Annotated in this window: 16 protein-coding genes; 9 read left to right on the top strand and 7 right to left on the bottom strand. The window is 47.5% G+C overall.

Annotation, left to right across the window (positions count from 1 at the left end; all coding sequences use genetic code 11):
- Genes fliI through fliF form a run of 4 tightly spaced genes read right to left on the bottom strand, consistent with a single transcriptional unit; the run spans window position 1 to window position 4809 of the window.
- Window positions 1–1368 carry a flagellar protein export ATPase FliI gene (fliI, locus tag LG272_RS02015; RefSeq protein ID WP_404409967.1) on the bottom strand — a complete coding sequence of 456 codons (1368 nt, stop codon included), beginning with the start codon at window positions 1366–1368 and terminating at the stop codon, window positions 1–3.
- A complete protein-coding gene (locus LG272_RS02010; protein WP_404409312.1) occupies window positions 1361–2047 on the bottom strand; it encodes a flagellar assembly protein FliH in 687 nt (228 codons plus the stop codon). The genes fliI and LG272_RS02010 overlap by 8 nt, the downstream gene beginning before the upstream one ends.
- A complete protein-coding gene (gene fliG / locus LG272_RS02005) occupies window positions 2031–3059 on the bottom strand; it encodes a flagellar motor switch protein FliG (RefSeq protein WP_198678584.1) in 1029 nt (342 codons plus the stop codon). The genes LG272_RS02010 and fliG overlap by 17 nt, the downstream gene beginning before the upstream one ends.
- Window positions 3043–4809 carry a flagellar basal-body MS-ring/collar protein FliF gene (fliF, locus tag LG272_RS02000; RefSeq protein WP_126759825.1) on the bottom strand — a complete coding sequence of 589 codons (1767 nt, stop codon included), beginning with the start codon at window positions 4807–4809 and terminating at the stop codon, window positions 3043–3045. Before fliF ends, fliG begins: the two co-directional genes overlap by 17 nt.
- 172 nt (window positions 4810–4981) lie before the next feature.
- Between fliF and fliE the strand changes: the two genes are divergently transcribed.
- A complete protein-coding gene (gene fliE, locus LG272_RS01995; protein ID WP_126759824.1) occupies window positions 4982–5326 on the top strand; it encodes a flagellar hook-basal body complex protein FliE in 345 nt (114 codons plus the stop codon).
- A 24-nt stretch (window positions 5327–5350) separates the two neighbouring features.
- On the opposite strand, the gene LG272_RS01990 is transcribed toward fliE, so the two are convergent.
- The 3 genes from LG272_RS01990 to LG272_RS01980 form a co-directional block, all read right to left on the bottom strand.
- Window positions 5351–5698, bottom strand: coding sequence for a flagellar protein FlaG (locus LG272_RS01990; RefSeq protein ID WP_126759823.1), 348 nt, complete (start codon window positions 5696–5698; stop codon window positions 5351–5353).
- 87 nt (window positions 5699–5785) lie between these two features.
- A complete protein-coding gene (locus LG272_RS01985; protein WP_126759822.1) occupies window positions 5786–6136 on the bottom strand; it encodes a hypothetical protein in 351 nt (116 codons plus the stop codon).
- 76 nt (window positions 6137–6212) lie between these two features.
- The gene (locus tag LG272_RS01980) at window positions 6213–7010 is read right to left on the bottom strand and encodes a flagellin (RefSeq protein ID WP_404409309.1); all 798 of its coding nucleotides are present in this window, start codon (window positions 7008–7010) and stop codon (window positions 6213–6215) included.
- 218 nt (window positions 7011–7228) lie between these two features.
- Here LG272_RS01980 and LG272_RS01975 point away from each other — a divergent pair, with 218 nt between their 5' ends.
- From LG272_RS01975 to flhC, 8 genes are all read left to right on the top strand, one after another.
- Window positions 7229–8944 carry an HD domain-containing phosphohydrolase gene (locus tag LG272_RS01975; protein ID WP_404409307.1) on the top strand — a complete coding sequence of 572 codons (1716 nt, stop codon included), beginning with the start codon at window positions 7229–7231 and terminating at the stop codon, window positions 8942–8944.
- Between the two features lie 148 nt (window positions 8945–9092).
- Window positions 9093–10451, top strand: coding sequence for a flagellar filament capping protein FliD (fliD, locus tag LG272_RS01970; RefSeq protein ID WP_404409305.1), 1359 nt, complete (start codon window positions 9093–9095; stop codon window positions 10449–10451).
- 11 nt (window positions 10452–10462) lie between these two features.
- Window positions 10463–10861 (top strand): flagellar export chaperone FliS, encoded by a 399-nt coding sequence (gene fliS / locus LG272_RS01965; protein WP_404409303.1) that lies wholly within the window; start codon window positions 10463–10465, stop codon window positions 10859–10861.
- 5 nt (window positions 10862–10866) lie between these two features.
- Entirely contained in the window at window positions 10867–11226 is a 360-nt protein-coding gene (locus LG272_RS01960) for a flagellar protein FliT (RefSeq protein WP_404409301.1), read from the top strand.
- A gap of 59 nt (window positions 11227–11285) precedes the next feature.
- On the top strand, window positions 11286–12047 hold the full coding sequence (locus tag LG272_RS01955) for a hypothetical protein (protein ID WP_404409299.1): 762 nt from the start codon (window positions 11286–11288) through the stop codon (window positions 12045–12047).
- Window positions 12047–12316 carry an EscU/YscU/HrcU family type III secretion system export apparatus switch protein gene (locus LG272_RS01950; RefSeq protein WP_126759816.1) on the top strand — a complete coding sequence of 90 codons (270 nt, stop codon included), beginning with the start codon at window positions 12047–12049 and terminating at the stop codon, window positions 12314–12316. The genes LG272_RS01955 and LG272_RS01950 overlap by 1 nt, the downstream gene beginning before the upstream one ends.
- Before the next feature lie 160 nt (window positions 12317–12476).
- Window positions 12477–12776: a flagellar transcriptional regulator FlhD gene (locus LG272_RS01945; RefSeq protein WP_126759815.1), complete on the top strand. Its 300-nt coding sequence runs from the start codon at window positions 12477–12479 to the stop codon at window positions 12774–12776.
- Between the two features lie 21 nt (window positions 12777–12797).
- Window positions 12798–13343, top strand: a complete 546-nt coding sequence (gene flhC, locus LG272_RS01940; RefSeq protein WP_126759814.1) for a flagellar transcriptional regulator FlhC — start codon at window positions 12798–12800, stop codon at window positions 13341–13343.
- The last annotated feature ends 23 nt before the right edge of the window (window positions 13344–13366 follow it).

Genomic DNA, 13366 nt, shown 5'->3' with positions numbered 1-13366 from the left:
TTAGGCACCTCCAACCAATTCAGTTAAACGCTGCTGTGCTTGTGCAGTCGATGCTTGTTCCGACATTTTTTGCTGCAAATAGGCTTCAATTTGCGGGAATTTTTGTACCGCTTGGTCTAACAATGGATCATGTCCGGGGCTATAGGCACCAACGCTAATTAAGTCACGATTGCGCTGATACACTGAGAACAATTTTTTCAGTCGTTGAGCTTGTTGCTGTTGACCAAGCGTGGTTACCGACGGCATCACGCGACTAATCGATGCTTCAACATCAATTGCGGGGTAGTGACCGCTCTCAGCTAAATGGCGCGACAATACAATGTGGCCATCAAGAATGGCTCGGGTAGAATCCGCAATCGGGTCTTGTTGGTCATCGCCTTCAGTTAAGACGGTATAAAACGCCGTAATTGAACCACCACCGCGAACACCGTTTCCAGCGCGCTCAACAAGAGCTGGAATTTTAGCAAACACACTCGGCGGGTAACCTTTGGTGGCCGGTGGCTCACCAATCGCCAAGGCAATTTCACGTTGCGCCATGGCAAAGCGAGTCAATGAATCCATGATCAGTAAGACATGCTTGCCTTTATCGCGGAAATCCTCAGCGAGACGTGTCGCATAGGATGCACCCTGTAAACGTTGTAACGGCGAGGAGTCAGCCGGTGCGGCAACAACAACGGAACGAGCCATACCCGCTTCGCCAAGAATATGGTCAATAAATTCTTGAACCTCACGACCCCGCTCGCCAATCAGACCAACCACAATCACGTCAGCTTTGGTGAATCGTGCCATCATGCCGAGTAATACCGACTTACCAACACCAGAGCCAGCAAAAAGCCCCATGCGTTGACCACGACCAACACTGAGCAAACCATTGATGGCGCGGATGCCAACATCAATCGAGGTATCAATGGGCGCGCGAAGCATTGGGTTGATGGTTGTGGTTGCCAAATAGCCGTATTCAGATTGCTTTGGTAACGGTTTGTTATCAAGTGGGCGTCCGCTACCATCAAGAACGCGGCCTAATAAACTCTCGCCTAACGGGAATCGACGGCTATCATGGTGACCATCGTTGAGCGGCATGACGCGAGCGCCAGGTACCAGCCCTTGAACTGCGTTAAGAGGCATCAAATAGGTCACGTCACCGGCAAAACCAACCACTTCCGCTTCAACTAAAACCTCGCCTTGCTGCGGCATTTCAATGACACAGCTACTACCCACTGGGAGTTTTAAACCAACAGCTTCAAGCACCATGCCGGTAGCACGCATCAAACGGCCGCACAGGTACCATTGTGGTAGGTGCTGCAGACGCTGGTTGACACTATTCAGTGTCACCTGCCATTGATGCAATTGCTGCTGGGCGTTAGCCATGGCGTCCTCGTAATTGGTGTACAATGCGTTGCCAACGGGTTTCGATAGTGGCATCGAGCTCGCCGTTAGCGCTAATTAAACGACATCCGCCACGCTCAAGACGATCATCAGCTCGTAGTTTCCAGCCGACCGTGGCAATTTCGTGCTCTAAATGCTGTTTGACTAGCTCTAAGTCATCTGGATTAAGCAACAACACTGGTTTGTCGGTAAGCATTGGGTCTTCGTGCAAAATCGCCCGAATTAACTCTAAAACTTGTTCAGGATTCGCTGCTAACGCTTCACCAGCTAGCTGCCGACCGACAGTTAACGACAGTTGCAACAGGCTTTCTGATAAATGCGCATCCATACCTTGCACAGCTGTATCCGCTTCCTTAATCAGGTCAGCGATTGGCACTAAGGCGGCTTGTAACTGTGCGTTATATTCAGTAAGTCCTTCTTCGCGCCCTATATTTAAACCTTCGTCATAACCTGCTTGATAGCCGGCTTCATGACCCGCTTTTAAGCCCTCGTTATAGGCTTCTTGGCGAGCTCGCTCACGCAGTTGGCGTAGTTCACTTTGCTGATCGAACTGCGCTTGTTCTGCTTTTTGCTGTTGCGAAGCATCGCGTTGCTGCTTGGCAGACAACGGCTCCATATTCCAACTGCGCCACTGATTATTGGTGTTAGACGTAGGCATCATCACCACTACTCAACACAATTTCACCCGAGTCGGCCAAACGCCGAACCACTTGCAGAATGGCTTTCTGTTCGCTTTCCACTTGAGAAACACGAATTGGCCCACGGGTTTCCATTTCTTCGCGAATAAGCTGTGCTGCTCGCTGTGACATATTGCGTAAAAATTTCTCCACCAAGGCATCGTCGGCACCCTTGAGTGCCACCACCAGTGAAGTGGTTTCGATTTGGCGCAGTAGTACTTGAATACTGCGGTCGTCCAAGTCCATAAGGTTTTCGAACAAGAACATTTCGTCGACAATTTTCTGCGCCAATTCATCGTTGTAAGCGCGAATGTTTTCAAGTGCGGTGTCTTCTTGACCGGCACTAAGCAAGTTAAGAATTTCTGCGGCGGTGCGCACACCACCCATTTTGCTGCGTTTCAGCGACTGACCATCAAGCATGCCACCGAGTACCTCGGTGAGCTCTTGCAATGCCGCCGGCTGTACGCCGGTAAACGTCGCAACACGCAGCACCACATCGTTACGCAAGCGCTCTTCAAACAACTCCAATACACCAGCGGCTTGCGCACGGTCTAAGTGAATCAAGATGGTGGCGATAATCTGCGGATGCTCGTCTTTGATCATCTCGGCCACTTCTGGCACGTCCATCATATTCAATGCATCAATACCAATGCCGCCAACTTTGTGCTCTAACACATCTTCAATGAGCGTATTGGCGCGGTCTGAACCTAATGCTTTCGTGAGAACCGAGCGTACATAATCATCATATTTGTCGAGTGAAGGTGTGTTCGCTAAATCACTGTGGAACATTTCAAGCGCAGCTTTAATGTCTGCATGCGACACATCGGATAGCTTCGTCATCTCTTTGCTGATTTTCTGAATCTGATTTGGCGCAAAATGCTTAAATACTTCCGCTGCCGATTCTTCTTCCAGCATCAACAGCAGCAGCGCCGTACGACGCAGGCCGGTCATTTCTTTAGCGACACTTTTGTCAGGTGCGTTAGACGTGGTCATCATCGTTCATCCAATTCTGTAAGATACGAGCAACTTGGCGCGGATTCGTTTGCGCTACTTCTTTCGCTTTTGCTAAGGCTTGGGTGTAGCTCTTGTTGTTACGCTGCTCTGGCCAATGGAAGCTATCGCCTTGATCTTCGGCGACGTTCGAGTCATCTTCAGCATCGTAGTTGGACCCATCTTTACGGCGGCGACGTTTCACCACAACGTCTTCCATGTCATCATCGTCACCAACCACCGCGCGTAGCGTTCCTCTACCGTTAGTTGCTGAGCCTTCGGCCGCCGGCGAAACATGTAAATAGCGCTTCATGACAGGGCGTAGCAGTAATAAGTAAAGAAGCAAAATGCCGATGCCGGCTACTACGTAACGCACCACGTTTTGCGCCAGTTGCATCACAGCAGGTTGTTTGTACCAAGGTTCTTCAACAACAGATTCTTGCTCGCTTACAAACGGACTGTTTACCACTTCAATTTGGTCACCGCGCGCTTCTTGAAAGCCCATGGCTTGGCGCACGAGACGGTTGATGTATTCGAGCTCCTCATCGCTGCGTCGAACGAGCTCAGGATTGCCTTCGTCATCAAGCACGGTACGGTGGTTTATCACCACAGCTACCGATAAACGCTCAAGCTGACCGCGCTGGTGATCCACATGCTCAACAAAGCGGTCGAGCTCGTAGTTCACGACTTGGTCTTGTTGCACTGCGCGATTGCCTGTGGCTGCCGTCGTTTCCGTCTCATTGCCTTCGGCAGTTGTTTCAATCGGTGACGGCTCAACGCCCGGTGGTGTATTCGTTAATGCGCCAGGAACGCCCGTTGCACCAACACCGTTACCTTGCAGGTTGGTATTACGTTGAATGCTACGAATAGCGGCGGTTTCGGGGGTTTGGTTTGGGCTGTATCGCTCAGCCGTCGCTTCACGCTTCGAAAAGTCAACTTGCGCGACAACCTGCGCTTTGATGTTGTCACGACCCAAAATAGGAATCAGGATGTTCTCAATACGTTGCTGATACGAACGCTCAACTTGTTGAATATAATCTAGCTTTGAGCCACTTAAAGCATCATCGCGGTTATTTTGGGAAAGTAACGCACCGTATTGGTCAACAACAGTAACATTGTCCGGTGCAAGCTCAGGTACGCTGCTCGATACCATATGAATTATGGCTTGTACTTGGCCGTCACCAAGCTTACGACCAGGATGCAAGGTTAAAATTACTGAAGCTTTCGCTGGTTCGCGCTCACGCACAAACACTGAGGCTTTCGCCATCGCAAGGTGCACGCGTGCTTTTTGCACCGGTCCTAGCGATTCCATGGAGCTGGCGAGTTCGCCTTCGAGCGCACGCTGGAAGTTAACCTGCTCGGCAAATTGGCTGATACCGAACGCTTGATTATCCATAAGGGAGAAACCGGCGTTGCCACCTTGCGGTAAACCTTGTTCTGCCATTTGTAAACGAAGCTTATGTACTTGATCACTTGGGACCAAAATACTACCAGTGCTGTTAAGCTGATATTTCACTTGGCGGGCATCAAGTTCGCTGACAATTCTGCCGCCATCGGCTTCACTCAGGTTACTATACAACACCCGATATTCTGGTGCGCTTGCCCACATCACTAACGCAAACACCAAGCCAATAAACGCCGCACCACCAATTAGTAAGGGCACTAAACCGCTTTGCTTTAGCTTATTCAGCCATTGCGGAGGCGCTGCATTCGCTGCCGCTGGACTGCTCATTGTTTGTGCTTGCGTTGCTTCCATTGGGTATCTCAATTCAATTTGTGCACGGATTTATCTACTGCACATTATGCGCAAGGAAAAACAAGTCAAAGTGGTAATAAACGCACTTTTTTATGCTTTATTGCGGGCTTCAGTTTTGCATTGAATGGGTATAGTTGCTGCAATCAAAGAAGTGGGTTAGAAGGAATTAGTAATGAGCGTACCGGCTATTCAAACCGCATTACAACAAATGCAAACCATGAAAGCAGAGGTTGCTGCACCAGCCGCTGCTAAGGTGAATTTGAATGTGCAACCAGGCCTTGAGCAAACACAAAAAGGCAGTTTTGCAGGTGAATTGAAAAATTCAATTGAACGCATTAACTCGCTACAACAAACCTCTGCGGCAACAACGACAGCGTTTCAACTTGGCGACCCGAATGTGTCGTTGAACCAAGTGATGGTCGATAAGCAAAAAGCCGGCTTGGCATTTGAAATGGGTGTTCAGGTGCGCAATAAATTGGTGAGTGCGTATAAAGATATTATGAATATGCAGGTGTAACGAGTTGGCTGGTGTGAAGAGGCGTTAAGCCTCTTCGCGTACCAGTAACCCACTCATTTCATGCAAATGCTGAGCAATACGTAGCACTTCTTCGTTTGGAATTTGACGAATCACTTCGCCTGTTTCTTGGCTTACCACTTTGACAATGGTGCGGCCTGAACCATCATCAAACTCAAAATGAATGCCATAGTTATTCATGACTTCATTAATCTGTTGAACTGGTTTCACTAACTCGTCTTTTTTTATTTCTCGTTGCGCTTCGCTTTGACGTACGGCAGGTAATTGCTGCAATACGCGGTCTAGTCGCTGCTTTTCAGCGGCAGCGGTTGTCACCGGCCAATTGGAAGTGGCTTCATTAATTGGGGTAGCCATAGTGTCATCTCCAAAAATACGAAAATATTTTTCGCTTATATTGGAATATCGGCTGAAATCGGACAAACTTTAGCCGATTATTATAGGTTATAAAGTGGAAGCTAATTCACTGACTTTGTTATACAAATTCATAATAGTGCTAAGCGCAACGCGCTCGCTGTCGTCGAGTTCCAAATAGGTATTTTCCGCGCGTCGGCCTTGCGGTTTAATAATATCGGCGTACCGAGTTAACAGGTGATCTAAGTTCATCTGAATCATCATTAATTCTAACTGAAATTCTTGCTGATAAACCTGATATTTAGCCTGTTGCTGCGCATCCTTGCTGTTTTCAATGGCGGCTTTGAGTTTGCTCTCCAAAATAAACTCGACCGTTTTTAGCTTAGGAATCACATCATTGATGAGTTGCTCTGATGTGATGGTTGCGCCTGCAGATTTCATAGTGATTATCCTACCTGCTTACAAACAAAACAGGCTCCCGAGGGAGCCTGCTATTGAGTTTGCACTAGTTAAGTGATTAACCCAACAGTGACAATACGCCTTGTGGAACCTGGTTTGCTTGCGCAAGAACCGAAGTACCAGCCTGCTGAAGAATTTGCGAACGAGTCATGTTCGATACTTCAACTGCGTAATCAGCGTCTTCGATACGTGAACGCGCTGCTGACAAATTAGTTACTGTAGTAGCGATGTTATCGATAGCTGACTCGAGACGGTTTTGAACAGCACCTAAGTTAGACCGCGTTGTGTCGACTGCTCCGATTGCTGTATCTAGGTCAGCCAAAGTTCCGGTAGTCACATCGAATGTGCCTAGATCAAATGCCGCAGACGCTAAAGTTGCTGATGCGATAGTGATTGTTTGTCCATCATTTGCACCCACTTGAATTTCGATGTCCGCTGCAGGATCAAATAAAGCGTTACCGTTAAATTCAGATTGGGCTACAACGCGGCTGATTTCCGCAAGACGCTCATCTACTTCAGCCTGAATGGACGCAACGTCGTCAGCTGAGTTCGTACCGTTCTGAGCCTGGACAGTTAGTTCACGCATACGCTGCAAGTTGTCGTTAACTTGATTTAAGGCACCTTCAGCTGTTTGAGCTAATGAAATACCGTCGTTGGCATTACGTTGAGCTTGTGTCAAACCGCGGATTTGAGCCGTCATTTTGTTCGCGATAGCTTGGCCAGCTGCATCGTCTTTGGCACTGTTGATACGCAGGCCTGAAGACAGACGCTCCATAGAGGTTTGCAAAGAAGATTGCGACTTCTGGAGGTTCTGCTGACCAATCAGCGAGGTAATGTTTGTATTGATAACTGACATAGTCTTATTCCTTCTGTTTCCAAATTAGGCTGCCTAGTTTGGCCTGCCGTCGCTAAGGGTTATCGGTGGGTTAAAAAAAACCTTTAGAAATTTTTTTCAAAAAGCTAAAAATATTTTCGAAGGGAGCACAAACGCTTGCTATATTAGGGGTCAGTTAAAGGCATTAGCGCACATGCCGATAAATGGAACCAGAACATAACTAAGGAAAGGAGCATCGCGTGAGCGAGGCCAGTCAACACGCTCAAACGAGCGAAAATGAATTTACGCCAATAAACAGCTTGGTTGAGCTTGCGACATATTATGACGCATTGAGTCAGCCGGGCGTGGCGGTGTTGACGTTGCTTGGGCCTGCGGAAAAAGATCATCCTGTGGTGCTGGTTGAACAACTCGAAGAAGATTACCTCCTTTTTGATCTCACCGCGATTCGTGATGTAGCGCCACCACTGCGACGTGGTGGTAAGTTTATCCTTTCAGGTTTTACCCCCGGTGGTCTCGTTCGCTCGAACCCCATGGCTGTTCGCGAATTCACCACGGTTGATAGTCGTCTTCTAGCCTATGTCGATTGGCCTACCGAAATTCATGTGAAACAGCGTCGCGCGAGTTTCCGCGCCAGTTTGCGTATTGGCATGAACGTGGGTGTACATGTTCGCACTAAAGATAACGATAAAGATGAACTCGTCGAGCTACAGGGCGACTTGAAAGATCTGTCGGCCACAGGGTGTTTGGCAGAGTTTTTCATGCAAGATGGCGTGTCGCGAGTGTTACCAGATATTGCGACTGAGATTGAGCTGTATTTTCCGAACGGTACCTCGTTTGAAGTAAAAGCCAAGGTGCGGCATTTAAAAACCGACAATGATCGTCAAGTGCTGGCGGTTGGATTTGAATTTGAAGATGTGAGTAAGCCGCAAGAACGAGAAATTTGGGGTTATGTGCGTGAAATTGAGCGTGAAGCTTCACGTAGTGCTGGTAATGGTGATAGCCGCAGTGAATCGGAGTTATTCCGTGTTCGCGACGAGAACGATATTAAATTGAGTCGCCGCCATGGGCATACTTATGCGACACCGATGGCTCGAAAAATGGCTCGCATTGCCGGTTATCTTGATAGTCAGATGGTGGTGATGAAGCAAGGGCAACCGGTGAACTCGTCGCAGTTGTCACTTCATGCAGACCGCATTTTAGATATGCTCGAAGATGACCGCCAAGAAACCTTATTCTCGGTGCATTGTATTCATCGCGAATCGCGCTGGGTGAAGCATGGGTTAGCTGTTGCCGTTCGTTTGGCTGATTTGTTAAATGCGGCAAAAATGCCGCGTGACCTGCGTAAAGCAGTGGTTGCGGCGGCAATGGTTCATGATCTTGGTAAGGGCACGCTTCCCCCGGAAATTTGGAAAGCGACGACATTAAGTACCGATGTGTACGAAGAAATGCAAAGTCACGTGGAAGCGATTATTGAAAAATTAGACGGTGTGAAGTGGCTTGCGCCGGTTGTTCGTGACAATGTGATTGCACAAATCAATGAACGCTTGGATGGCTCCGGTTATCCCAATGGACTTAAGGACAAGCAATTGGGTCAGTTGGCGCGGGCAGCTGCGGTGGTCGATGCAATTGATGCAATGCAGCGGCACCGACCTGATCGTCCAGCGATAACGCCTGTTGCCGCTGGTAAATCAATGCAAACAAGGCTAGATCAGTTTGATGAAGCGTGGGTGAAGCGTTACGTTTCACATTTCGGGCCGCTACCTATTGGTTCATTGCTCCGTTTTGAAAAAGGTCAGTTTGGCTGGGTTGTTGGCTTAGACGCTAAAAAGCGCGTCAATCGTGTTCGTATCTCGCCACATAAAATGGCTCCTGATGATAAGTTAGGTTCCCCCATTGAAGGCGCTGCGCTAGCTGAATTGGGTCGTATTCGCGATATTTTAATACCGGAAAGTTGAAGCATTTCTCCGGTAACCGAAAAAATCACTAAAGTTGAACAAATTGTGGCCGATATACAGAATAGGCGTGTTTTGCGTCGCTTTTTATCGGTTTTGAATTGAATTTATTCATGCAAACTGATTGGCATGAGAAATAGGGGTTAGCACCATGGCATCAATAGCAGCACTCGGTATCGGATCAGGATTAGACCTGAACGGCTTGCTGAATCAGTTGGAGTCGGCTGAGCGACAGCGGCTACAGCCGATCACGCAACAAAAGCGTAGCTATGAAGCGAAAATATCTGCCTACGGGAAGTTAGAGAGTGGCTTAACTAAGTTTCAAGATGCCGTAAAGAAACTTGGTGAAGCGAATACTTTTGGCGCTACAACAAGCAGTGTAAACAACGATGTTCTAAGTGTTGCAGCATCGAATAATACCGCAACGGGTAGTTATTCAGTGAATGTAACGAACTTAGCGCGTTCATATAGCGTTGCTACCCAAGGTGTGGCGGATAAAACTGCAAATTTGGGTACCGGTACTGGAAGTGTCTCATTTACGTTAGGTAACGGCACCACGCATACGATTGATCTTGCCGATGGACAAACTTCCTTAGACGATGTTCGAGACGCCATAAATAGCTCGCAAACCGATGTGCAGGCTTCGATTGTCAACGATGGCAGCGGTACGCCTTATCGATTGGTATTCAGTTCAACGCAAACAGGAACCGATGCAGGTATTACAGATATTACTTACGGTGGTGCGTTGGCGGGTAATCTCGCAACTGACGGTACGACCGAAGTAACCGCGCAAAATGCCAATCTAACGCTAAATGGTATCGCCATTACTAGCCAAACGAATCAGGTTGAAGGGGCTATTGAAGGCGTTACATTGGCGCTAGCCAAAGAAGGCGAAGCCACTATAACAGTGAGTCGTGATCAAGAGAGCATCACCGGCGCAGTAAAAGAATTTGTAGAAGCATACAACGAACTTCAGAAGACCATGTCTGGTTTGAACAATTTTGATGCAGAGACTGGTGCTTCAGGTCAACTTTTAGGTGACAGTGGTTTACGCACGGTTCAATCACAGTTGCGAAATGCGATGTCGAACGGCGTGGAAGGTGCATTTAAAACATTAAGCGACCTTGGTATTGAAGTTGAGTTAAGCGGGCAATTATCACTCGACGAGACAAAACTTAGCGCTGCTGTTTCTGGTCAGTTGGCGGACGTACAGAACTTTTTCGCGGGAACCGATACGGTCGATGGTTTTTCAACATTAACAAATAATACGTTAACCAACTTGTTGGCCGAAGATGGTCCGCTGGAAAGCCGTATCAGTGGCTTTAAAAACAGTTTAGACCGATTAGATGACCGTTACATTAGAGAAGAAGAGCGAATTTTCAATACTGTGGAGCGCTACCGTAAGCAGTTTGCTCAAATGGATAGCTTAATTGCGAATATGAATTCAACCAGCGCTTACTTGCAACAACAATTCGCATCATTAAATGCGCAGTTAGGCCAAGGTAACTAGAGGGAATTATCATGTACGGTATGCGTGGTGCAGCAGCTTATGGTCGTGTGGATGTAGAGAGTCATGTGCTTTCTGCAAGCCCGCACAAGCTCATTGCAATGTTATTTGATGGCGTGCAAAAGCAAATCAGAGCGGCCAAGTTGCATATGGAAAACGGTAACGTTGCAGAAAAAGGCAAGGCCATTGCTAAAGCAACAGATATTGTGCACCTGGGTTTATTGGCGGCGCTAGATAAAGAAAAAGGCGGCGAGCTAGCTGAGCGGTTAGAGTCAATCTACTTATACGTGAGTGAACTCTTGCTTAAAGCGAATTTAAAGAACGATGTCGCCAAGTTAGACGAAGCTGCAGAGCTTTTAGAACAAATCGGCTCTGCATGGAAAGAGATTCAACCACAGGTTGAGGGGGCGTAAGGCACGTGGCCGCGCAACCAAAACTACAACGTGACTACCTGATGTCACCGACGGAGGTCATTATGTCGTATCAGACGCTACTGGAACATTCGAACAGAATGCTCGCCAGTGTGCGCAACGAAGACTGGGAAGCCTTAATTGAAACGGAAGTCGAGTACGTTCGTGAGGTTGAGCGGTTGAGCCATGCCGAAGCCCGAGTTAAGTTGTCTGAGGACCAGCAACTTAGCAAGTTACAACTTTTGAGCACCATCATGGATCAAGACCGTGAGATTCGGGAGCGGTTAGTCGCGCGTCGCACCATGTTGGAGCAGACGTTGCTCAGCATGCAGAAAAAGCAGAAGCTCGAGCACACCTATAGCAGTTGAGTAGTATAACTCCTCTTTTGGATACTTTGGTCCACCAAGTTGCCAAGCAACGTTCAACGGTGGACCTCCTCCCTCGCCACACCTTGCCAGTGGCTCCCATACAAGCTACCGCAAGCACCACTGAATTTAGTCAAGCCGGTCAGCAAATTGCTCGGCTAATCCAATTGATTCAGTCGTTTCAACAACAAGTACCACAACAAATGCAACCGTCTTCGCAGCAAATGGGTGGGCATATCAAGCCGGATGCACCTTTATTCCCAGCGTCAACGCAGCTCGACACACTCACGTTGATGGGGCGATTACAGACAATTGTGAAAGACTCAGGATTATTTTACGAAGCGTTATTAGCCCGGTGGGCAGCAGAGAAAGTCCCATTCCTGCAGGTACGCCAGCAACCACAAAACCTCGGGCAATTTCGAGCAAGCTCACCACAAATACAAGCGATTTTAGGTCAGCAACTTGAGTTGCTGAATTCGGGTATTATTCGTATTGAATCTGAATTGTGGCCACAAGCGCATTTGCAGTGGTTAGTGCAACCAGATGTGAATCCTTTGGTACAACGTTGGCGCGATGAACAACGCCGTAAACAAGGAGAAGAGCCAGAACCGCCGGCATGGACCAGTGAATTAAAGCTCACCCTGCCGCAGGTGGGCGAGATCCGCGCGCAAATGCGGCTGTCACAAAAACATCTTACGATGCAGCTACAATGTGCAGAATCGTTGGTTGCATCATTGCAAGAAGCAACAACCCGTTTAATGGCGCGCTTGCGACTAGGAGCCGGCGTGGAGATTGATAGCATTCCAGTGTCGAGGTTACCGTGATGGCAGATGACCTTTCAAAAACCAAAAAGGCAGTTGCCTTGCGATATCAGGAATTCGAACCGGCACCTAAAATAGTCGCAAAAGGGGAAGGTTTGATCGCCGATAAGATTATAGCGCTGGCAAGCGAGCATAATGTGTTTGTCCACGATTCACCAGAACTGGTCGATCTTTTATCGCAAATTGATCTTGATGAATATATACCGCAAACGCTTTGGCTTGTTGTTGCGGAATTGTTGATTTGGGCAAAATCGGTTGATGCAAGCCGCTGACTTTACGTTTTATACCTTGTTTCAATTAACAAAAAACAAACATTAAGGTATGTAATGTAGACTGTAAAGATTGATCTTTACTATTGACCAACAGTGTTAAGATTTGTTAAAGATCGCTTAAAGAAAGAAAAATAAACAGCAGTGTTGGAGAAATGCCCCCATGAGTCACAGTAAGACTATTTCTGAACTTCAGGAATTAAATTTCAGTTACCTGATGTTGGTTCAGAAATTAATCGTCGAAGATCGCGATACCGCAATTTTCCGATTAAAAATCGACGATGAATTAGCTGATCTTATTGCTGATATGTCTGCGAAGGAATTAACCATGTTAGCGCGTCAGCCGCAAAGTCTTCTACAACCCAATTTGGGTTCGGTAAGCCACTTAAAAGCGATTTTGACTAACAAGCGTGACACCGGTATGCAGGCAACTCATATAGCGATGCACATGGCTTCCGCTTAACCTAAACATAAAGAATCCTTGATGACTGCTAAGAAACTTCTTGAAGAACTCAATCAGGTACAGCTTGCAATAGAGCTCATTGAACTTGGTGCTCGGTTGCAAGTTTTAGAATCAGAGGTGAGTTTGAATCGCGGCCGCTTAGTTCGGTTGTATAAAGAAGTTTCAGGCAAATCACCTCCCAAAGGAATGTTGCCATTTTCAACCGATTGGTTCATGACATGGCAACCTAACGTCCATTCGTCGTTCTTCTTCAATATATATTCGCGCTTGCGAGAAGGGCAGAAACTGGAACGGATGCAGGCATTTATTAAAGCCTACAAACTCTACCAAGAACATATTCAACTGAGCGGTGAAGAAGAGGTTCTGGCGCTAACGCGAGCTTGGACATTAGTGCGTTTCTTTGAAAGTGATATGTTCCAGTTGTCTAAATGCAATTGCTGCGGGCTACAATTTGTTAATCATGCTCATACACCCGATGCGGATTATATTTGTGGGGTGTGTCAACCTCCCTCAAGAGCGGGTAAGCCGCTCAAGCAAAAAACCTCAAAATCGCGAAAAGATATTTAAGTCTTAAGCGTTCGCGCCGATAA

The sequence above is a fragment of the Pseudidiomarina marina genome, from assembly GCF_044807045.1.
GTDB lineage: Bacteria > Pseudomonadota > Gammaproteobacteria > Enterobacterales > Alteromonadaceae > Pseudidiomarina > Pseudidiomarina marina.
This window is presented reverse-complemented; position numbering and strand designations above follow the sequence as displayed.

Excerpts from the sequence above, each read along its gene's own strand:
- fliI (WP_404409967.1), bottom strand. The coding sequence starts at position 1,368 with ATGGCTAACGCCCAGCAGCAATTGCATCAATGGCAGGTGACACTGAAT.
- LG272_RS02010 (WP_404409312.1), bottom strand. The coding sequence starts at position 2,047 with ATGATGCCTACGTCTAACACCAATAATCAGTGGCGCAGTTGGAATATG.
- fliG (WP_198678584.1), bottom strand. The coding sequence starts at position 3,059 with ATGATGACCACGTCTAACGCACCTGACAAAAGTGTCGCTAAAGAAATG.
- fliF (WP_126759825.1), bottom strand. The coding sequence starts at position 4,809 with ATGGAAGCAACGCAAGCACAAACAATGAGCAGTCCAGCGGCAGCGAAT.
- fliE (WP_126759824.1), top strand. The coding sequence starts at position 4,982 with ATGAGCGTACCGGCTATTCAAACCGCATTACAACAAATGCAAACCATG.
- LG272_RS01990 (WP_126759823.1), bottom strand. The coding sequence starts at position 5,698 with ATGGCTACCCCAATTAATGAAGCCACTTCCAATTGGCCGGTGACAACC.
- LG272_RS01985 (WP_126759822.1), bottom strand. The coding sequence starts at position 6,136 with ATGAAATCTGCAGGCGCAACCATCACATCAGAGCAACTCATCAATGAT.
- LG272_RS01980 (WP_404409309.1), bottom strand. The coding sequence starts at position 7,010 with ATGTCAGTTATCAATACAAACATTACCTCGCTGATTGGTCAGCAGAAC.
- fliD (WP_404409305.1), top strand. The coding sequence starts at position 9,093 with ATGGCATCAATAGCAGCACTCGGTATCGGATCAGGATTAGACCTGAAC.
- fliS (WP_404409303.1), top strand. The coding sequence starts at position 10,463 with ATGTACGGTATGCGTGGTGCAGCAGCTTATGGTCGTGTGGATGTAGAG.
- LG272_RS01950 (WP_126759816.1), top strand. The coding sequence starts at position 12,047 with ATGGCAGATGACCTTTCAAAAACCAAAAAGGCAGTTGCCTTGCGATAT.
- LG272_RS01945 (WP_126759815.1), top strand. The coding sequence starts at position 12,477 with ATGAGTCACAGTAAGACTATTTCTGAACTTCAGGAATTAAATTTCAGT.
- flhC (WP_126759814.1), top strand. The coding sequence starts at position 12,798 with ATGACTGCTAAGAAACTTCTTGAAGAACTCAATCAGGTACAGCTTGCA.